30 protein-coding genes and 1 tRNA gene are annotated in these 16962 nt (G+C 70.4%); 29 read left to right on the top strand and 2 right to left on the bottom strand.

From position 1 onward, the window contains the following. The 5 genes from GWI24_RS24200 to GWI24_RS24180 all read left to right on the top strand — a co-directional run. The coding region (locus tag GWI24_RS24200) for a hypothetical protein (protein WP_247616810.1) at positions 1–326 on the top strand (326 nt) is incomplete at its 5' end. A 522-nt stretch (positions 327–848) separates the two neighbouring features. Further along, positions 849–2171 carry a helix-turn-helix domain-containing protein gene (locus GWI24_RS24195; RefSeq protein WP_210948014.1) on the top strand — a complete coding sequence of 441 codons (1323 nt, stop codon included), beginning with the start codon at positions 849–851 and terminating at the stop codon, positions 2169–2171. A 5-nt stretch (positions 2172–2176) separates the two neighbouring features. After that, positions 2177–2785, top strand: coding sequence for an oligoribonuclease (gene orn, locus GWI24_RS24190; RefSeq protein WP_037953113.1), 609 nt, complete (start codon positions 2177–2179; stop codon positions 2783–2785). A 108-nt stretch (positions 2786–2893) separates the two neighbouring features. Continuing rightward, positions 2894–2966 (top strand) — tRNA-His (locus GWI24_RS24185). A gap of 109 nt (positions 2967–3075) precedes the next feature. Beyond that, the gene (locus tag GWI24_RS24180) at positions 3076–4341 is read left to right on the top strand and encodes a site-specific integrase (protein WP_210948013.1); all 1266 of its coding nucleotides are present in this window, start codon (positions 3076–3078) and stop codon (positions 4339–4341) included. Positions 4342–4346: 5 nt separating this feature from the next. Here GWI24_RS24180 and GWI24_RS24175 read toward each other — a convergent pair whose 3' ends face one another. Further along, positions 4347–4565: a hypothetical protein gene (locus GWI24_RS24175; protein ID WP_210948012.1), complete on the bottom strand. Its 219-nt coding sequence runs from the start codon at positions 4563–4565 to the stop codon at positions 4347–4349. Between the two features lie 184 nt (positions 4566–4749). After that, positions 4750–5130, bottom strand: coding sequence for a helix-turn-helix domain-containing protein (locus tag GWI24_RS24170; protein ID WP_210948011.1), 381 nt, complete (start codon positions 5128–5130; stop codon positions 4750–4752). Between the two features lie 332 nt (positions 5131–5462). On the opposite strand from GWI24_RS24170, the gene GWI24_RS24165 reads away from it, so the two are divergent. From GWI24_RS24165 to GWI24_RS24050, 24 genes are all read left to right on the top strand, one after another. Next, positions 5463–5696 carry a helix-turn-helix transcriptional regulator gene (locus GWI24_RS24165; RefSeq protein WP_247616809.1) on the top strand — a complete coding sequence of 78 codons (234 nt, stop codon included), beginning with the start codon at positions 5463–5465 and terminating at the stop codon, positions 5694–5696. Beyond that, positions 5693–5944: a helix-turn-helix domain-containing protein gene (locus GWI24_RS24160; protein WP_210948009.1), complete on the top strand. Its 252-nt coding sequence runs from the start codon at positions 5693–5695 to the stop codon at positions 5942–5944. The genes GWI24_RS24165 and GWI24_RS24160 overlap by 4 nt, the downstream gene beginning before the upstream one ends. Before the next feature lie 92 nt (positions 5945–6036). Then, entirely contained in the window at positions 6037–6399 is a 363-nt protein-coding gene (locus GWI24_RS24155) for a hypothetical protein (protein ID WP_210948008.1), read from the top strand. Next, the gene (locus GWI24_RS24150) at positions 6396–7217 is read left to right on the top strand and encodes a hypothetical protein (RefSeq protein ID WP_210948007.1); all 822 of its coding nucleotides are present in this window, start codon (positions 6396–6398) and stop codon (positions 7215–7217) included. The genes GWI24_RS24155 and GWI24_RS24150 overlap by 4 nt, the downstream gene beginning before the upstream one ends. Before the next feature lie 157 nt (positions 7218–7374). After that, positions 7375–7782: a hypothetical protein gene (locus GWI24_RS24145; RefSeq protein ID WP_210948006.1), complete on the top strand. Its 408-nt coding sequence runs from the start codon at positions 7375–7377 to the stop codon at positions 7780–7782. Next, positions 7779–8693 (top strand): hypothetical protein, encoded by a 915-nt coding sequence (locus GWI24_RS24140; protein ID WP_210948005.1) that lies wholly within the window; start codon positions 7779–7781, stop codon positions 8691–8693. The genes GWI24_RS24145 and GWI24_RS24140 overlap by 4 nt, the downstream gene beginning before the upstream one ends. Further along, positions 8690–8914, top strand: coding sequence for a hypothetical protein (locus GWI24_RS24135; protein WP_210948004.1), 225 nt, complete (start codon positions 8690–8692; stop codon positions 8912–8914). Before GWI24_RS24140 ends, GWI24_RS24135 begins: the two co-directional genes overlap by 4 nt. After that, positions 8911–9075, top strand: a complete 165-nt coding sequence (locus GWI24_RS24130) for a hypothetical protein (RefSeq protein ID WP_210948003.1) — start codon at positions 8911–8913, stop codon at positions 9073–9075. Before GWI24_RS24135 ends, GWI24_RS24130 begins: the two co-directional genes overlap by 4 nt. Next, on the top strand, positions 9072–10127 hold the full coding sequence (locus tag GWI24_RS24125; protein WP_210948002.1) for a YqaJ viral recombinase family protein: 1056 nt from the start codon (positions 9072–9074) through the stop codon (positions 10125–10127). Before GWI24_RS24130 ends, GWI24_RS24125 begins: the two co-directional genes overlap by 4 nt. Further along, positions 10124–10915: an ERF family protein gene (locus GWI24_RS24120; protein WP_247616808.1), complete on the top strand. Its 792-nt coding sequence runs from the start codon at positions 10124–10126 to the stop codon at positions 10913–10915. The genes GWI24_RS24125 and GWI24_RS24120 overlap by 4 nt, the downstream gene beginning before the upstream one ends. Next, positions 10912–11634, top strand: coding sequence for an exonuclease domain-containing protein (locus GWI24_RS24115; protein ID WP_210948001.1), 723 nt, complete (start codon positions 10912–10914; stop codon positions 11632–11634). The genes GWI24_RS24120 and GWI24_RS24115 overlap by 4 nt, the downstream gene beginning before the upstream one ends. Beyond that, positions 11634–12059, top strand: a complete 426-nt coding sequence (locus tag GWI24_RS24110; RefSeq protein ID WP_210948000.1) for a hypothetical protein — start codon at positions 11634–11636, stop codon at positions 12057–12059. The genes GWI24_RS24115 and GWI24_RS24110 overlap by 1 nt, the downstream gene beginning before the upstream one ends. After that, a complete protein-coding gene (locus tag GWI24_RS24105) occupies positions 12056–12337 on the top strand; it encodes a hypothetical protein (RefSeq protein ID WP_210947999.1) in 282 nt (93 codons plus the stop codon). The genes GWI24_RS24110 and GWI24_RS24105 overlap by 4 nt, the downstream gene beginning before the upstream one ends. Further along, positions 12334–12555 carry a hypothetical protein gene (locus tag GWI24_RS24100; protein WP_210947998.1) on the top strand — a complete coding sequence of 74 codons (222 nt, stop codon included), beginning with the start codon at positions 12334–12336 and terminating at the stop codon, positions 12553–12555. The genes GWI24_RS24105 and GWI24_RS24100 overlap by 4 nt, the downstream gene beginning before the upstream one ends. Beyond that, positions 12552–13058, top strand: a complete 507-nt coding sequence (locus tag GWI24_RS24095) for a hypothetical protein (protein ID WP_210947997.1) — start codon at positions 12552–12554, stop codon at positions 13056–13058. Before GWI24_RS24100 ends, GWI24_RS24095 begins: the two co-directional genes overlap by 4 nt. After that, the gene (locus GWI24_RS24090; protein ID WP_210947996.1) at positions 13055–13495 is read left to right on the top strand and encodes a WhiB family transcriptional regulator; all 441 of its coding nucleotides are present in this window, start codon (positions 13055–13057) and stop codon (positions 13493–13495) included. Before GWI24_RS24095 ends, GWI24_RS24090 begins: the two co-directional genes overlap by 4 nt. Next, on the top strand, positions 13492–13686 hold the full coding sequence (locus GWI24_RS24085) for a hypothetical protein (RefSeq protein WP_210947995.1): 195 nt from the start codon (positions 13492–13494) through the stop codon (positions 13684–13686). The genes GWI24_RS24090 and GWI24_RS24085 overlap by 4 nt, the downstream gene beginning before the upstream one ends. Further along, positions 13686–13979 (top strand): hypothetical protein, encoded by a 294-nt coding sequence (locus GWI24_RS24080; RefSeq protein WP_210947994.1) that lies wholly within the window; start codon positions 13686–13688, stop codon positions 13977–13979. Before GWI24_RS24085 ends, GWI24_RS24080 begins: the two co-directional genes overlap by 1 nt. Then, entirely contained in the window at positions 13979–14161 is a 183-nt protein-coding gene (locus GWI24_RS24075) for a hypothetical protein (RefSeq protein WP_210947993.1), read from the top strand. The genes GWI24_RS24080 and GWI24_RS24075 overlap by 1 nt, the downstream gene beginning before the upstream one ends. Continuing rightward, positions 14158–14577 carry a hypothetical protein gene (locus GWI24_RS24070; protein WP_210947992.1) on the top strand — a complete coding sequence of 140 codons (420 nt, stop codon included), beginning with the start codon at positions 14158–14160 and terminating at the stop codon, positions 14575–14577. The genes GWI24_RS24075 and GWI24_RS24070 overlap by 4 nt, the downstream gene beginning before the upstream one ends. A 374-nt stretch (positions 14578–14951) precedes the next feature. Beyond that, positions 14952–15101, top strand: a complete 150-nt coding sequence (locus tag GWI24_RS45510) for a hypothetical protein (protein WP_247616807.1) — start codon at positions 14952–14954, stop codon at positions 15099–15101. Next, on the top strand, positions 15098–15418 hold the full coding sequence (locus tag GWI24_RS24060; RefSeq protein WP_210947991.1) for a hypothetical protein: 321 nt from the start codon (positions 15098–15100) through the stop codon (positions 15416–15418). The genes GWI24_RS45510 and GWI24_RS24060 overlap by 4 nt, the downstream gene beginning before the upstream one ends. A gap of 70 nt (positions 15419–15488) precedes the next feature. After that, positions 15489–16397: a hypothetical protein gene (locus GWI24_RS24055; protein WP_210947990.1), complete on the top strand. Its 909-nt coding sequence runs from the start codon at positions 15489–15491 to the stop codon at positions 16395–16397. Further along, on the top strand, positions 16394–16962 hold a 569-nt coding region (locus tag GWI24_RS24050; RefSeq protein WP_210947989.1), incomplete at its 3' end, for a hypothetical protein. The genes GWI24_RS24055 and GWI24_RS24050, both read left to right, overlap by 4 nt.

Here is a 16962-nt window from a genome sequence, read left to right as displayed (position 1 = left end):
GGGCCGGGGCACCCGGACGGCCCCACGTTCCGAGCCCCCCTCGAGCCCAGGTCCAGGCCCCCGCTAGCGACGCGGTGAGCGAGGTGATCCGCTGGGCGGCCTTCAGCTGCGCCGTGGTCCCCGTCGTCCTGCTCATGTGCGGATTGCCCTTCGGGGCCGCCCTGGGGGCCGCCGCGGGCCTCGCCGCCGTGACGGCCGCCAGCCGCGCCCTGCTGCGCCACTCCGAGCGCACCGCGGCCCGGCTGGACTCGGACGGCGTCAGCCCGCACCGGGGCCGCCACGGCCGTACGGGGATCGGCGCGCACCGGGGCGGCCGCCGCGTCTGAGGACCGAACCGGAAAGGGCCCGGAGCCGGGGAAGCGGTGCGTAGCGCTCCGCGCACTCAGCGTCGATGGAGCGCCGCTATAGCGCCGCTCAAGCCATGACGACGGCCGCTCGGCCCCTCAAGAAGTACGAGCGGCACGTACGCCGGTCGTATGACCCATCCGTACGTCTGCGCCCGCTTGTTTTCAGCCAACTTCCGACCACAGTTCTTTCCTTGGCAAACGCCGTGCTCAACACCCGTCCGGCCAGCGTGGAAAGGGGTCCGGAGCGCACGTACCCCCTACGGGAAGTGGGTGTCCGCACAAGGCGTACTTCACAGCGAGGGCTACGAGTGCAACGCTTCGTGATCGAATGCTTCGCGCCAAGTTGTCATGTCGACATAGTGGCGGGTGGTGAACTGGTCACGGCGACCACACGCGACACAGTAGATTCGATCTTGGCCATGACCGGCGGGGGAACCGTTCAGGACCGAGGGGAAACGTGCAGGACCGAGAGGACGCGACCACCGAGGGGGGCTTAGTGCCATGAGCCAGGACTCCACGACCGTACCGGAGACCTCGCGCAAGCTCTCCGGACGCCGGCGACGAGAAATCGTCGCGGTGCTGCTGTTCAGCGGCGGCCCCATCTTCGAAAGCTCCATCCCGCTCTCCGTCTTCGGTATCGACCGGCAGGACGCCGGAGTCCCTCGGTACCGACTTCTGGTGTGCGCGGGCGAAGATGTGCCACTGCGAACGACTGGCGGACTGGAACTGACCGCACCATACGGCCTGGAGGCACTCTCCCGGGCCGGCACCGTCGTCGTACCGGCCTGGCGGTCGATAACCCAGCCGCCACCGGCCGCCGCGCTCGACGCGCTGCGCCGCGCGCACGAGGAGGGCGCGCGGATCGTGGGCCTGTGCACCGGGGCCTTCGTACTGGCCGCCGCCGGGCTGCTGGACGGCCGCCCGGCGACCACCCACTGGATGTACGCGCCGACGCTCGCCAAGCGCTATCCGTCGGTCCATGTGGACCCCCGCGAGCTCTTCGTGGACGACGGCGACGTACTGACCTCGGCGGGCACCGCCGCCGGGATCGACCTGTGCCTGCACATCGTGCGCACCGACCACGGCGCGGACGCCGCCGGCGCCCTCGCCAGGCGCCTGGTCGTCCCGCCGCGCCGCAGCGGAGGGCAGGAGCGCTATCTGGACAGGTCGTTACCAGAGGAGATCGGGGCGGATCCGCTCGCCGAGGTGGTGGCGTGGGCGCTCGAGCATCTGCACGAGCAGTTCGACGTCGAGGCCCTGGCCGCCCGCGCCTACATGAGCCGCAGGACCTTCGACCGCAGGTTCCGCTCGCTCACTGGGAGCGCTCCACTCCAGTGGCTGATCACCCAGCGGGTGCTGCAGGCGCAGCGGCTCCTGGAGACCTCCGACTACTCGGTCGACGAGGTCGCGGGGCGCTGTGGCTTCCGCTCGCCGGTCGCGCTGCGCGGGCACTTCCGGCGGCAGCTGGGGTCCTCCCCGGCCGCCTACCGGGCCGCGTACCGCGCCCGCAGGCCCCAGGGCGGGCCCGCGGAGCGCCCGGACCGCCCCGACCGCCTGGAGCGGCTGGAGCGGGCCGACCGGCCCGACCGCGCCGAGGTGATCGAACCCCGCGCCGGCGACCACTCCCTGCCGCTGCGGCGGCCGGGCGCGCCCGGCGCCTCCGCCGGCCACTCGGGGCACCCTCCGCACCACCATCACGCTCCGCATCCGGATCCTGGCAAACCGGAGTCGGACGCCTACGCCCCACGCCTGCCCGAACAGGCCGCGGGCCGGGCCCCGAGCCGTCCGTCCCTGCCCGGCCAGCGGGAACGCCCCGTAGGGTGAGGCGTATGAACGATCGCATGGTGTGGATCGACTGCGAGATGACCGGGCTCTCGCTGGCGAACGACGCGCTTATCGAGGTGGCCGCGCTGGTCACGGACTCCGAGCTGAACATCCAGGGCGACGGAGTGGACATCGTTGTCCGGCCCCCCGCGGAAGCGCTGGTCACCATGCCCGAGGTGGTGCGCGAGATGCACACCACCTCCGGCCTGCTCGCCGAGCTCGAGGGCGGGACCACGCTCGAGGACGCCCAGGACCAGGTCCTGGCCTACATCCGCGAGCACGTCCCCGAGGCCGGCAAGGCCCCGCTGTGCGGAAACTCGGTCGGCACCGACCGGGGCTTCCTCCTCCGGGACATGCCGACGCTCGAGAGCTACCTCCACTACCGGATCGTCGACGTCTCCTCGATCAAGGAGCTGGCCCGCCGCTGGTACCCGCGGGCCTACTTCAACAGCCCCAAGAAGAACGGCAACCACCGCGCGCTCGCGGACATCCACGAGTCCATCGCCGAGCTGCGCTACTACCGGGAAGCGATCTTCGTACCCGCTCCCGGCCCGGACTCGGACACGGCGAAGGCCATCGCGGCCAAGCACGTCCTGCCCGCCCGGCACGCCTGACCCTGCCGCCGTCCCGGTGCTCGCTCCCGACTCCCCGAAAGCCGGGAGCGAGCACCCCTCCGGACCCTGTACACTTTTTCTCGGCCGGTGCGGAAAGCACCGGTCATGGTGGGTATAGCTCAGCTGGTAGAGCACCTGGTTGTGGTCCAGGATGTCGCGGGTTCGAGTCCCGTTACTCACCCTTGATGATCAGCCGGTGACCTGCGGAAACGCAGCACCGGCTGATCTTTCATTTATCTGGGCCAAACGCGGGCCTAACGGAGCCCCCGAAACACTCCTACTCTCCCTGCATGGCGACCATCAGGAAGCGTGAGCGCAAGGACGGCTCCGCGATCTATCAAGTCCGGTGGATCCAGGGCGGCCGCGGCGGATCGTGGGAGACCGAGAAGTTCGGCGACGAGGACCAGGCCGAGGCATTCAAAAAGCTCGTCGACGCCCACGGGCAGCAGTGGCCGTACGGCTGGGTGAAGGGCGAAGGGTTCGTTGAAAAGCCCGCAGTCCCCGGCGACATGCCGTTCGTGAAGTACGCCACTCGGTACGTCGACCGGCTGACCGGCATCGACGACCGCACCCGCGAGGACTACCACCGCGAGATCCGCATCCACCTATCCCTGCTCCAGCGCACCGAGCCATCCGGACAGGTCGTTCCAGCGACCATCTGCAATGTGGAGTCCGACGACATCACCGACTGGGTGCGCCTTGAGGAGAAGGGCGAGCCGGACCCAGACACCGCCGACCGATGGCTCCGCCGGAAGGCAGACCCCAAGTCGATCGCGAACAGGCACGGGCTCCTCTTCTGCATCTTCCAGGCCGCCGTCGAGGCCACCCCCCAGCTGCGCACCACGAACCCGTGCAAGGGCACCCGTCTCCCCCGCCTCGACGACCACGTCGACGAGGAAATGACGTTCCTCGAGCACGACGAATACCAGCGCATCGCCGCCGAGATCACCGACCCGGACGCACGAGACCTCGCCGACTGGCTCGTCAGCACAGGCATGCGCTGGGGCGAGGCCACCGCACTCCAGGTGAAGGACATCAACCTCCGGGCAGCCACGCCGACCGCCAGCGTCCAACGCGCGTGGAAGAAGGCCAAGAAGGGAGCCGAGGGCGGCGCTTACTACCTCGGCCCACCCAAGACCAAGAAGGCTCGGCGGCTCGTCGCCCTAGCTGCCGCGCAGGTCGATGTGGCGCGGCGCCTGACTGCCGGCCAGGCGCCCGAGGCGTTTCTGTTCCGGACACCTACAGGGAAGCACTGGCGGCACGCGAACTACTACAACCGGAAGTGGCTGCCCGCGGTCCAAGCGGCGATCGCAAAGGGCCTGCCGAAGCGGCCGCGGCTCCACGACCTACGGCACTCGCACGCGGCGTGGCTGATCGCGGCGAACATCCCGCTGCCAGCGATCCAGATCCGTTTGGGTCATGAGTCGATCAGCACGACGGTGGACCGGTACGGCCACCTGGTGCGCTCCCTCGACGGCGACATCACAGCCGCCGTCGAGGCCGCAATGCACACTGCCGCCCCAGCGGCGGGCGGCCTGCGTGTCGTGGGCGTCTGAGGGACCTACTCAGCAGGCTGGCCCGGCTTATCGCCGGGCCAGTTCTGCGTCCAGGTTCCGCTGTCGATCTCTTGTTGCATGAGGCGAGTCAGCCGGAGGGCGGCCCGCTCGGTCAAGTCGCTCTCCAAGACTCTGAAGACAAGCTCGCCTTCCCTTTCGAAGGCCATCGCGGCCTTGCCGCCGGGCAGATAGCTGACGCGTTCAACACGCGCGGTAGTCAGCAACTCGCCTCCCCTTACACACCACGGATCGCACATCAGTTCGAACCTCCGATGATGGCAGGCTACTGTCAGCTCACATCCGCCCCCCAGGCGTGATCACAGCATGCACCCAGCGGGCGAGGAGTGACCAGAGGTGCGCACAAAAAGCCACTCTCTGTAACGCCCTACCCCAAGGCAGGCGGAGAAGTTACTGCTCCGGCCGCCGGTTCCGCGCGAAGGCTTCGACCATCGCCTGCAGCTGCCGCTTCTCCGGCCCGGACAGGTCTTCCAGGTGATCGACGATGACCCGGGCGGACTCGTCTTGCGAGTACTCCTCGGCGAGGCCCCAGTATTGGGCACCGGCCGCACGGGCTAGCCGCCGTGGAGGGAGTTGCAGGCCGCGCCCGAGCGCCTCCAGTCGCGCCTTGTTCGGGATCTCCTTGAGCTGGTTGTGCTCCAGACGGTTGATCCACGAGGGGGCCAGGTCGGGGTCGCCACTGGCCTGCGCCACCTTGGCGAGACTGATGCCCAGCTCGGCTCGGCGATCGCGCACGAGGCGCGAAAGTTGATCTCGTGTTTCCTCGACCATAACGGCCATCATCTCGCGTCTCCCGAGTGCGCGCGTCTACCAGGGTCGGTCAAGCCTTAGCTAAGCGATGCTGATCATGCACCATGCGCGTTGCACGTCGGGGACAGATTGTCCCCGAGTGAGCGAGAGCGCGCCAGGGCGCACGAGGGCGCACGACCCAATCAGGCCATCCCCCTGACACACACAAACTGTCCATCCCCGCGAGATAGACAAAGTGTCCCCACCGTGCGATGCTTCCAACATCTCCACACAGGGACGATCCATTGCACAAGGGGGATGCTTTGGCACTTCCACGATTCCGACTGCACGACCCCACCGTGCTCCGCGCCCTCATGAAGCACACCGGAGACGGCAGCCACACCACCGTCCGCGACCTGGCCAAATGCGCCGGCGTCCATCCGAGCCTCATCAGCGAGTTGCTGAGGGGCGAGCAGCGGACCGCAAGTGCCGAAGTGGCGGCAGCGATCTCGAAGCGCATCGGTACGGACCTTCTGGTCCTCTGGGCGCCCGATCAGCGCACGGCGACGGTGGCCACGCCGGAACTCGCAGAGGCGAAGAGCGCATGACTCGGCGTCTGACCTACCCGGAGGCGGCGGCAGAGTTGCGTGTCGAGGAGTCCTGGTTGAGGCGGCACATCAAGAAGCTGCCGCACTCGAAGAAGGGCCGCGTCGTGACGTTCTCCGACGCCGACCTTGAGGCGATCGACGCCCAGTTCCACCACGAGCCCGAGCAGACGCCCCGGCTGCGCCCCGTGGGTCCGCACCCGCTGGCCGAGCTGAAGCCGCTGCCGTCTCGGCGCGCTGCTCGCACCTGACCAACCGAAGCGGGGCCGAACCGGCTGGACCCCGGAACGACCCCATCACGGCTTCACCTCACCAACCAAGATCATGAAAGCGAGGCTCCACCGTGAGCATCGATCGTAACGAACACCAGCCCACCGCCGACGAGACGCAGCGTCGCGGGCACATCGCGGCCCTGGCAGTGGCCGAGCAGATCGTCACCCTCAGCCCGATCGTGCCCAACGACGTGACGGTCACGTGCCACCTGTTCGCGCCGGACACGCCGAGCGTGGACGTCTACTTCCACCACTCCCGTGAGGGCGTGGAGGCGCTGGCCGAGGCGCTCGGCGGCACGGTCAGCACGCGCCCGCATCGGAACGAGGACCCGCGCCCGCACGTGTCGGCGTCGGTCGTGGTGTCGAGCGTGCCGGTGCGCGTCTGGTCGCTGCTGGACGGCGTGGCTGCGCAGGATGCGGCGGTGGCGGCATGACGATCAACGTCCGCATCAGCCTCGGCAGCTACGACTTCGCTCACCCGGCCGAGAAGCAGACCCAGGTGTACGTCCAGATCCCGGACGTGGCCCGCGTCTCGTACATGCTGCCCGCTCACTTCCACGAGTCCATGCAGGGCCAGGAGTGGGGCGATGTTCTCGACAACGCGCACGGCTACTACGAGTCGAGCTGCGTGGTCACCGATTCGGACTCGGCGCGGGCGCGTGCGGATGTCCGGGCGTGGCTGGCGGTGGACGAGAACCGGGATGCGCTGAATGAGGCGTGGTTCCAGGATCGGGCTCGGCGTGATCCGGTGTCGCGGTCTCTGCTCAAGGACGTGGAGCGCTTGCGGGCCGAGACTGAGCACCTGCGGAAGGACCGTGACGCCTTCCGTAATCAGCGGAACGGGGTCTTCAAGACCAACGAGCGGCTGATCGGGGCGTTGCAGGAGGAGCAGGACGCGCGGCTCCGGGCTGAGAACGATGTCCGAACGCTGAAGCGGGAGCGGGACGGGCTGCGGGCGCGGGTCGCCGAGCTGGAGGCCGAGGTCGAGCCGGAGCCGTCCTGCACGGTGACCGAGTCGGCGCTGGCGCCGGGGTTGGCGTCCGACGAGTCGGTTGAGGCGGCTCGCGCCGCGTTCGCCGCGGCCGAGGCTGGGGCGCCATCGCAGGTGCTGCCGCTGGCCGTGGATGTCCCGGTGCCGGTGGTGCTGACGGAGCAGGACGGCCCGGCCGTGGTGACTGCGGCGGCGCGGGCAGCGGTCGACAAGTTGCGGCGCGATCTTCCGCTGGCGCTCCCGGGCGGTGAGCGGTCGTGATGTTCCTGCTCCTCGTCTTCGCGCTCTACCTGGGCTGGCTGGCCGTGTGCTGGGCGGTCAACGCCGCCACGACCCCGCCCCCGCCTCCGGCTGCCGACCCGTGCGCGGATCTTCGCGCCGCTCTCTCCTCGGCCGCCCTTCCTTCTGGAGATCACCGATGACGATCACCCGAATCCGCCGCAGGCTCGGCCGCTGGCTCCTCGGCGAACCCGCGCCCGTCCCGGGCCCGGTGTACGTCGCCGGTCTGCCCTGCGCCGTGACGCTCGACGTCGACGTCCTCATCCGGGCCAACGTCGCCGACCTCCTCGACCTGCTGGCCGACGAGTTCGCCGACGACCTGGCCGAGTACGCCGACCAGACCCCGCGCCCGGCCGCTGACCGGTTCGCCCCGGAGACGCTGGCCGTGGAGGAGCTGGTGGACCGGCTCGTCGACCGGCTGTCGACCCGGGTCGCGCTGACGCCACAGCAGGCGCTGCGGGTGTCGGAGCAGGTGCGGGTACTGGCTGTGGAGCGGATGCCGCGTGTGGCCGCGCAGCGTGCCGCCGAGGGTGGTGCTGCCGCATGACCGCCTATATCAGCGACTGCGGGTACTGCCACGAGACGCGGTTCACCCAGTGGTACAGCAAGAGCGCCCCGCGTGACCGGCACGGACGCGTCGATCTCGACTACCTCGACAGTCAGCCGGTCGCCTACTGCTCGGAGGAGCACCGCGACGCCGCCGACGCGCTCCGGGAGTCCGCCGAGGCCGCCGGGAAGGGCAGCCCCGCCCAGCCGAACGAAGCCGGACTGCTGGATGCCGACCGCATCGAGGAGATCCGCGACTGCCAGCTCGGCGACTGGTACAGCGGCCCGTGGGCGTCCGAGTACGCCGACAAGGACGGCGACGACCCCGGCTACTACCGGGTCGTCCACCTGGAGTCGGGCACCACGCTGGCCACGCTCCCGGACTGGGCAGGACCGATCGCCCTATGGATGGCCGACGCGCACGAGGCCGTACCGGAGCTGCTGGCCATCCACGCCCCGGCGGCTGCTGAGACCGCCGACACCACGCCGCTCGTCGTTCGCTGGGACCGCACCGTCACATCCTCCGACGGCCCGGACGACGACACAATCGTCTGCTGCCTCGCCGAGGACGGCCGCCCGGTCGCGCTCCTGCTGGACGACGAGCATCGCGAGGCCATCGGGCTCCAGCTGCTCGACCCCGACGGCGACGACGAGCCCGACGAGCTGACGATCTACCGGGCCTCGCACGACTCGATCGTCATGGGCCTGTACATCACGGCCGCCGCTGCCCGCGAGCACTGCGAGGCGGACATGCGCCGGGACCTGCCCTCTGTCTCCCTCGACTGGATCGAGGACGAGGAGGACGGCGTCGCCGAACTGGTCGCCGCTGTGGGCGAAGAGGAGCGGCCGACTGGCTTCGTCGTGACGCCATTGACGGTCGCCTCCGCGTACGACGAGGAGGCCGACGAGTGAAGACCACCGACCTCCTCGACGACCTGGCCGCCGAGATCCGCGCACAGGGCGGCATCTGGACCACCCGCCGCGTCATGGCCCTCCCCGCCCCGCTCGGCACCACACAGCGATCCGTTGCCCGCCAGCGCCTCGGTGCTCTTGCCGACCGCGGGGACCTGCTCACGGTCCCCGGGCGGGGCCGAGCGTTCCGGGTCAACCACGCGAAGGGCGGCGCCCGATGAAGCGCCGCGACTCCTTCAGCGACGGCGGCTACTGGCGCCCCGCCGACCGCACCGGTCGCGCCCCCAGCCTCCGCGAGGCCCGCGACCGGGCCTACCTCGACCACCAGCCCAAGCCGCCGGGCTTCCTCGCCCGCCTGATCAACCGGGGGACACGCCGATGACAGAAACGACCGTGCGCGCCGGGGCTTCGGCCCCGGCCGCCGGCCGACTGGTCACACCCACCGGCCGCCTCATCCTCGACCACACCGCACCCCGCGACGTCTGGCTCAACGCACGCCGCAAGGGCATCGGCAGCTCTGACCTGCCCGCGGTCATGCAACTCTCCGGCTTCAAGACCCCGCTGCACGTCTACTACGACAAGCGCGGCCAGCTCCCGCACGACGACGAGTTCAGCGAGGCCGCCCACTTCGGCAACGTGCTGGAAGAGCCGCTCGCCCGGGACTGGGCCCGCCGCAACCGCACCGTCGTCGAATCGGTTGGCATCATCGCCAACGAGACCGACTCCTGGCAGATGTGCACCCTCGACCGGCTGTGCACCGAGTGCCCCCTGGACCGGTCCGTCCGGTCGCTGTGCGCGCTGGAGGTCAAGACCCGCAACGCGTTCGTCGCGCAACTCTGGCGCCAGGGCCCGCCCGACGACGTACTCGCGCAGGTGCTGTGGCAGATCCTCGTCACCGGCCTCGACCACATCCACGTCGTGTGTCTGATCGGCGGCCAGGACTACCGGCAGTACACCGTCCGCCGGTCCGAGCACACCAAGCTCGTGGCGTACATCAACGCCGAGGCCGGGCGCCTGTGGCACGAGCACATCACGCAGGGCCGGGCACCCGCGCCGACGGGCGAGGAGCCGCCGGACGCGCTGCTGGAGCTGTACGACCGGCTTCACCCTGACCGCGAGGGCGTGGCCGTTGTTGACCGCGACGTCGACACGCTCGATGCGGTCGCGGACTACCTCGCCGAGGGCGACACGATCCGCGAGGCGAAGAAGCGGCAGAAGGCCGCGTACGCCCGCATGGTCGCCGCGCTCGGCAACGCCCAGGCCGCGATCCGTGGTGATCGGCCCTTCTACTCCATCGAGCAGTCCTCACAAGAGCGCTGCGACATCGCCCGGCTGCGCGAGGAGTTCCCCGACGCCTACGCCGCGTGCGTCGTCGACAAACCCCAGGACCGCCTCTACATCCCGCAGTTCGTCCGCAAGGAGCACGCCGCATGACGTCCCTGACCGAGCGCGCCGAGCTGGCCGCCAACGGCACCGTCCCGGCCCCGGCCCCTCAGTACACCGCCCCCGAGGCAGGCGCTGCGCTGCCCGTCTTCGACTTCGAGGACAACGAGGCGTACCCCACACCGGAGATGGTGCCCGTTCATATCGCATGGCTGCGGGTGCGGCACGACGTGCGGTCGGTCGGGAAGACCGACGAGCACAAGGAGAAGGACAAGAACGGCCGCCCGTACGTGAAGTACAACTTCCGCGGGGTGGACGCGGCGATCAACGCGTTCGGTCCGGCCACCCTGCGGCACGGCGTGAACGTCATGGCCGTGGACATGGCGCCGTCGTACCGGGACACCAAGTCCTCGCGGGGCACCCCGATGCGTGAGGCCACGCTCGTTACGACGTGGCAGATCATCGGCCCGCGTGGCGACAGCCTGCCGCTGCTGAAGTCGGCCGGCGAGTCACTCGACTCCGGTGACAAGGGCACTGCGAAGGCCCAGAGCCTCGCTCTCCGCGCTCTCCTCTTCAACACGGGCATGATCCCCACGGGTGACCCGGAGCCGGAGGCCGTGCACGTCGAGCGCGGTGAGGCCCCGACTCGGACGGCTGAGGACTACCGGGACGAGATCATCAACCCGAAGACCACGCCCGGCCGTCTGGAGCAGATCAGCTACGAGCTGCGCTCGGCCCGGATGCTGCATGTGCTGGTGCAGAACGAGAGCGGCGATGAGGAGACCCTCGACGCGCTCGGCCTGCGCCACTACAAGGAGCGCACTGGCGGTGGCGCATGAGCTGGCACCTCGGCCGCATGTGCGGCTACGACCTCGAGACCACCTCGGCCGACCCCGAGACGGCGCGCATCGTCACCGCCTGCGTCGTCCAGGTCGGCGGCAACCAGCCCGCCCAGACGGCGAACTGGCTGTCCGACGTGGACGGCGAAGAGATCCCCGCCGAGGCCGCGAAGATCCACGGCATCACCACAGAGCGGGCCCGCGCCGAGGGCACCGACCTGCGCGAGGTTGTCGAGACCCTGCTCGCCGCTCTGTCGCAGGTGGTGCTGTCCGGCGTGCCGATCGTGGCGATGAACGCCCGGTACGACGTGACCGTGCTGGACCGTGAGGCGCGCCGGTACGGCATGACGCCGCTGACCGACCGGCTCAGCGGAGACCTGCGGGTGGTCGACCCGTACGTGATCGACAAGCAGATGGACCGCTACCGCAAGGGCAAACGGACGCTCACCCACCTGTGCCAGCACTACCAGGTCCGACTCGACGGCGCGCACAGCGCGGACGCCGACGCGATCGCCGCGTGCCGGGTCGCGTGGCGGCAGGGCCAGCGATACGAGCGGCTGGCCGCGATGTCGCTGGACGAGCTGCACACGGCTCAGGTCGAGTGGGCGGCCGCCCAGGCCGCTGACCTCCAGGCGCATTTCCGCAAGACGAACCAGGACGCGTACTGCGCGCCGGAGTGGCCGCTGATCCCGCACCAGGCCAAGGCGGGTGACCGCTGATGTGGGGCTCGAAGAAGCGGCGCATCGCCGAGTTGCAGGACCGCGTCGAGCAGCTGGTCTACGAGCGTGATGCCGCCCTGCGCGCCGTGGAGACCGAGCGCACGGCGCGCAGTATCGCGGTCCGCCAGTTCTGCCAGTCGGAGGCTGACAAGGTCCGGCTGACCGGCCGCGTTCGGCACCTCGCCGAGCTGCTGGAGAACCGCGGCGAGCAGGGCAACGCCGAGAACCAGCGGCTCAAGACCCGGCTGGAGAACATGCGCGCCGCCGTCCGGAAGTACCGCAAGGAGATGGACGGCCAGGCCCGGCTCATCCGCAACCAGAACGGTCTGTTGGACCAGTTCTACGGCCTCGACACCCCGGCCATCGCGGCTGGTGAGCAGTGGCAGCAGCGCCGCCATGACCGGCTCCCGGGGGTGAAGCTGTGATCACCATCCTGCTCGGCGTCCTGCTCGGCTCCGCGGGCATCTGGCTCCTCTGCCTGGCGCGCACGGTCGGCGTCCGGCACGTGCCCCGCCTCGCTGTCCGCCCCGGCGCCGCGTTCCAGCCGACGACGCCCGGCACGTGCTGGGACGTCTGCCACGACGTGGCCTGCGGCCACATGACCACCAAGTGGATCCCCACCCCCGGCGGCGGCCGCCGCTGCGAGAACGCCGCCCAGCACCGCGGAGCCGTCCACCTCACACCCACGGACGGTGCCCAATGACCGCCCTCGCCGTGATCATCCTCGCCATCTGGGCCATCGGCATCGCCGTCTTCGCCCTCACCCTGCCCGCCATCAGCCGCGAGCACCCGTTCGTGGACGCGGCCTTCGTCACCAACCCGACCAGGGCCTGCCTGCTCACTGCCGTGGTTGCCGTGGGCTGGCCCGGTGCTCTGATCGCGGCCGGGCTGATCCACCTCTCGGATCGGAGGAGCCGATGAGCGCCCCGACCCTGTTCGACCAGGCGCCCGCGCGTCCCGTCCCGGCTCCGGCCGGGGCGGACCCCGCGCCCCGCACCTACACCGTCACCCTCAAGACCGGGCTCAAGCTCCTCAACGCCAACCAGCGCCCGCACTACCGGCAACGAGCCGAGCGCACAGCCGCCCTCCGCGCCGCCGCCATGGAGGCCGTCAGCGAGTCCCCGGCCCTGATGACCGCGCTCGCCGCGGCCAAGCCGCAGCCGCTGTTCCAGCGGGCGCACATCCTCGGCGTGCTCCACCCGCCCACGAACGGCCGCCGCGACCCCGCCAACTGGTACCCGTCCTTCAAGGCCGCCGTGGACGGGCTCGTGGACGCCGGACTGCTGGAGGACGACGACCACACCCGCGTCCTCGGCCCCGACATGCGCCTTGGCTCCGTCGTCAAGGGCGGGCAGCTCGTGCTGCACATCCGCGAGTTGGCGCCGGGCGAGCAGTGGCCCGACCTCGGGGCGGTGGCCTCATGAAGTTCGCCGAGTTCCGCTGCGCCCACACCGACCTCCCGATCAGCGGATGCGACCACTGCCGCACCGCAGCCAAGCCCCAACCAAAACCCAAGCCCAAGGCCAAGCCCAAGAAGCGTGTGCCCGCTCCCCGCACCCCCAAGGAGCCGACCGTGCCCGCCCACATCACACCAGTACCGGACACGAAGGGCTGGGAGCGGCACGGCGCTTGCCGCCAGCCCGGCGCCGACCCCGAATGGTGGATCGCCACGGCCAACACGAACGAAGCCCGCAAGGCACTCCAGTGGTGCAAGCGCTGCCCCGTCACCGCTCAGTGTCTGGAGCTGGCCATGCAGGCCGAGGGCAACGCCGCGGGCCGCAACCGGTACGGGACGTTCGGCGGCCTCAGCCCTCATCAGCGCCACGCCCTGTACGTCAAGCGCCGCAAGGCAGCGGCATGACCAGCCCGCCACTCCTCGACTGGCGCGCCCTCTCGCACTGGTCCTGGACCCCCAAGCCCTGCCGCTACTGCGGCCAGGAGACCAACCTCCGTGACTCGAAACGCAAGCCCGCGCACAAGGTCTGCGCCGAGATCGCGCTCGCTGAACAGGCCGCCGAGATGGCGGACGCCTACCGAAAGGACACCCTCTGATGTCGCTCAGCACCGCCGAGATCGCCAAGCGATTCGCCCCCATAGCCATCGACCCCGAGCGCCTCGCCCTCAAGGACGAGATCAGCACCGCCGCCCGAGAGTTCGCGGAGCTGTTGCGCCGCCGCGTCCCCTACTCCCGCGAACTCCAGACCGCCATCGAGGCCGTCGAGGCCGCGGTCGACGCCGCCCATAACGGCGTCGACCGCCGGTACGTCACCCGCGGCGAGCGCCAGCCCGCGCCCGCCGCCGGGCACAACGGCCAGCCTCCCACAGCTGCACCGGGGCGCTCGTGATGGCCCGGCCCGCGATCTCCCTGGATCTGCGCGACTTGACGGCCGCCGCCGACCTGCTCGAGGCCCTGCGTGGCCAGGCACCGCGGACCGACGCCGACGCTCGGCGCCGTGAGCGCCTCGCCAACTCCCTCGACCGGGCCCTGTTCACCAACCTGATCCGAAAGGACCACACCACCGCATGACCACCGAGACCCCGTACACCGACGCCGACCTCCGCGCCGCTGCTGCGCTCATGCACTACGCGATGAGCACCGAGCCGAACCCGTCCGACGCTGGCGCCGCCCTCTCTGACAACCCGAGGTGGCTGCTCATCACCCCCGGCAGCGAGCAGGACGAGCATCTGCGTGAGTCCGTCGTCGAACTCGTCTCCGGCGCGGCCGACATCTCTCGCTGGGCTGTCGACCTCGGCACCGACGGGCTCCAGCCCGATGAGCACGAGCTCACGTGGCGCGCCGGACGTCAGCCCATCGTCCGCGTGCACTTCGCGTTCCACGACGGCATGTCCGACGAGGCCCGGGACTACCTCGTACAGGCCGTCGGCGAGGCCCTCGGAGGCGTGATGGACACCGCCGCGCAGGGCGCCGAGCCGACCGACTGACCCCCGCCAACCGGCCCGGGGCGGTCCACCCCACGCCACCGCCCCGGGCGCACCACCGCACCACCCGAACGGAAGAGAGCAGCACATGCCCAAGCTCCCCAAGCACCAGCTCCCCGAAGTCAAGCTCGACAGCGCCGCCGCCAGCATCGAAGGCGCCCTCACCGCCGAGCAGCGCCGCGGCCTCTTCGAGAACCCCGGCATGGTCGTCGTCGCCATCGTCGAGCTCAGCTCCAAGTCCTACACCGGCCACGCCGACGGCGAAGAGAAGGACCCCCAGGTCAAGCTCCGCGTCACCGGCTGCGAGGGTCGCCCGCTCCGACGACGAAGCCGCCGCGCTCCTCGAGGCCAAGCGCGCCATGTGGAGGGCCCGCCGCATGGACGGCACCCTCGACGAGATCGGCAACGGGCCGCGGAACGCGGAGACCCTGCTCGACGGTGCATTCGGCGCGTACCCGAGCGAGGCCGAATACCGGGCGCAGGAAGCCGAGAAGGCCGCCCGTGCCCGCACGGAGTTCGTCAGGTGACACGGCCAGCAAAGGCCAGCACGGGGGCGGTCCGCGCGGACTGCCCCCGCTGCGGGGCCCCGACGCTGCGGCAGACCGCCGGCCTGCCGTGGGCCGTCACGGTCGACGACTCCCGGCACACCCCGGCCCAGGCCGCACAGCTCACCCGGCCGAACCGGCTGGCGTGGTGTCTGCGCGAGTCGCCGTGGTCGGGGATGCGCCTCGCGGAGGTACTGCCGAGCGTGCACAGCAAGGACTGCCCGCACGCCCATGTGCTCGAGCACGAATGCCCTGAGGGCACGCTGCCGGGGCGCCGACCGGAGGGGGCGCTGTGCTGACGCGGCCGCCCTGACCAGCGCGCTTTGTCGCGCCCACTTACGTCCCACCGAACCCGTAGGAGCACAACCCGTGGCCTGGTCCCGCATCGATGACTCGCTGCACTCCCACCCCAAGATCATGCAGGTGGGCAACGCCGCGACGGGCCTGTACGTCCGGCTCATCTCTTACGCCGGACAGCACCTCACCGACGGGTTCGTGCCCGCCTCCGTCGCCCGCTCATACGGCACTCCGCGCCTCCTCGCGGCCCTGTGTGACGCGAATCTGCTCGCCAAAGTCGATCCAAAGTCGAATCAAACTTCGGAAACGCGCCCGCCCTTGCAAGGCCCGGGATATGTCATCCACGACTACCTCGACTACAACCCCTCCCGCGAACAGGTCCTTGCCGAGCGAGCGAAGAACGCTGCACGTCAGGAGGCTTTCCGTCAGCGCAGGCGCGGCAAGCCGATCCCGCCGGACGGCGCCGGAATGCCCTCGGATAACGGGTCGAGTAACGGCGTTACTAACGGTGCGACTAACGGCGCCCCGTCCCGTCCCGACCCGACCCGACCCGCTAGTGGTGGTACTGAGAGAGAGAACAGTGACCGTAGTGACGGGCGCACGCACGAACCCGCTCTCTCTCTGATCCCACCCGACTGGCAGCCGCAGCAGGACGACATCGCCGCCGCCCAGTCCGCCCGCCTCACCAACGGCCAACCCGCTCTCACCGGCGGCCAGCTCGCCGAAGTCACCCGCAAGTTCGTCCGCCGCCAGACCGGCGACCGCCGCGCAGCCGCCGACTGGGGCGCCCGCTGGCAGGAATGGGCCGAACGCGAACGCCCCGCCCCCGAGGTCCAGCAGGGCACGTTCCTCGTCCCCCTCGACGGCGGCGCCACCGGTCTGCCCGTGGACCCCAAGACCGCCCGCCGTCAGGCCGCCCGCGACGACCTGGGCCAGATCGCCGCCGAGCTCCGCGCCATGAACGGAGGCACCACGGCATGACCCCCGAACAGATCCCCGAACTCCTGCTCAACATCAGCTACGCCGACCCCCGGATCCTCCCCGACGACCCCAAGGAGCGCCGCGGCAAAGTCGCCATGTGGGCCGGAATCCTCGCCGACGTCCCCTACGACTTCGCCCTCCAGGCCGCCCAACAGCACTACGCCAACTCGCCCTACCCCCTGCTGCCCGCCGACATCGCCAGCCAATGGCGCAACACCGTCCGCGACCGACTCAACCGCCACACCGACCCCACCCCGGCCACCGACCCCGACAACGCCGCCGCCTGGCGCGCCGAACTCCTCGGCACCCGCAACGCCGTCGCCACCGGCCGCGCCAACCCCGTCGAGTACCGAGCGATCACCAGCGGCGACCCACACCCCGACGTCGCCGGAAGCCTGACAGGCATCGGCCGCTACGTCCCCGACCGCGTCCGCCAGCAGCTCGCCCCCTACCGGCCTCTGCGCGCCGAACGAGAGGCCACCGTGGCCGCCGGGCGCCCTGACCCGCTCTCGGTGAAGTGCGGATGGTGCGACGCCCCCATCGGCGAACCCTGCCGCTCCCGCGT

The sequence above is a fragment of the Streptomyces sp. MK37H genome (assembly GCF_018035285.1).
GTDB lineage: Bacteria > Actinomycetota > Actinomycetes > Streptomycetales > Streptomycetaceae > Streptomyces > Streptomyces endocoffeicus.
The sequence above is the reverse complement of the archived record's forward strand: the minus strand, read 5'-3'. Positions and strand labels throughout refer to the sequence as shown.

Excerpts from the sequence above, each read along its gene's own strand:
- GWI24_RS24195 (WP_210948014.1), top strand. The coding sequence starts at position 849 with ATGAGCCAGGACTCCACGACCGTACCGGAGACCTCGCGCAAGCTCTCC.
- orn (WP_037953113.1), top strand. The coding sequence starts at position 2,177 with ATGAACGATCGCATGGTGTGGATCGACTGCGAGATGACCGGGCTCTCG.
- GWI24_RS24180 (WP_210948013.1), top strand. The coding sequence starts at position 3,076 with ATGGCGACCATCAGGAAGCGTGAGCGCAAGGACGGCTCCGCGATCTAT.
- GWI24_RS24170 (WP_210948011.1), bottom strand. The coding sequence starts at position 5,130 with ATGGTCGAGGAAACACGAGATCAACTTTCGCGCCTCGTGCGCGATCGC.
- GWI24_RS24165 (WP_247616809.1), top strand. The coding sequence starts at position 5,463 with ATGAAGCACACCGGAGACGGCAGCCACACCACCGTCCGCGACCTGGCC.
- GWI24_RS24160 (WP_210948009.1), top strand. The coding sequence starts at position 5,693 with ATGACTCGGCGTCTGACCTACCCGGAGGCGGCGGCAGAGTTGCGTGTC.
- GWI24_RS24150 (WP_210948007.1), top strand. The coding sequence starts at position 6,396 with ATGACGATCAACGTCCGCATCAGCCTCGGCAGCTACGACTTCGCTCAC.
- GWI24_RS24145 (WP_210948006.1), top strand. The coding sequence starts at position 7,375 with ATGACGATCACCCGAATCCGCCGCAGGCTCGGCCGCTGGCTCCTCGGC.
- GWI24_RS24140 (WP_210948005.1), top strand. The coding sequence starts at position 7,779 with ATGACCGCCTATATCAGCGACTGCGGGTACTGCCACGAGACGCGGTTC.
- GWI24_RS24130 (WP_210948003.1), top strand. The coding sequence starts at position 8,911 with ATGAAGCGCCGCGACTCCTTCAGCGACGGCGGCTACTGGCGCCCCGCC.
- GWI24_RS24125 (WP_210948002.1), top strand. The coding sequence starts at position 9,072 with ATGACAGAAACGACCGTGCGCGCCGGGGCTTCGGCCCCGGCCGCCGGC.
- GWI24_RS24120 (WP_247616808.1), top strand. The coding sequence starts at position 10,124 with ATGACGTCCCTGACCGAGCGCGCCGAGCTGGCCGCCAACGGCACCGTC.
- GWI24_RS24115 (WP_210948001.1), top strand. The coding sequence starts at position 10,912 with ATGAGCTGGCACCTCGGCCGCATGTGCGGCTACGACCTCGAGACCACC.
- GWI24_RS24110 (WP_210948000.1), top strand. The coding sequence starts at position 11,634 with ATGTGGGGCTCGAAGAAGCGGCGCATCGCCGAGTTGCAGGACCGCGTC.
- GWI24_RS24100 (WP_210947998.1), top strand. The coding sequence starts at position 12,334 with ATGACCGCCCTCGCCGTGATCATCCTCGCCATCTGGGCCATCGGCATC.
- GWI24_RS24095 (WP_210947997.1), top strand. The coding sequence starts at position 12,552 with ATGAGCGCCCCGACCCTGTTCGACCAGGCGCCCGCGCGTCCCGTCCCG.
- GWI24_RS24090 (WP_210947996.1), top strand. The coding sequence starts at position 13,055 with ATGAAGTTCGCCGAGTTCCGCTGCGCCCACACCGACCTCCCGATCAGC.
- GWI24_RS24085 (WP_210947995.1), top strand. The coding sequence starts at position 13,492 with ATGACCAGCCCGCCACTCCTCGACTGGCGCGCCCTCTCGCACTGGTCC.
- GWI24_RS24080 (WP_210947994.1), top strand. The coding sequence starts at position 13,686 with ATGTCGCTCAGCACCGCCGAGATCGCCAAGCGATTCGCCCCCATAGCC.
- GWI24_RS24075 (WP_210947993.1), top strand. The coding sequence starts at position 13,979 with ATGGCCCGGCCCGCGATCTCCCTGGATCTGCGCGACTTGACGGCCGCC.
- GWI24_RS24070 (WP_210947992.1), top strand. The coding sequence starts at position 14,158 with ATGACCACCGAGACCCCGTACACCGACGCCGACCTCCGCGCCGCTGCT.
- GWI24_RS45510 (WP_247616807.1), top strand. The coding sequence starts at position 14,952 with ATGGACGGCACCCTCGACGAGATCGGCAACGGGCCGCGGAACGCGGAG.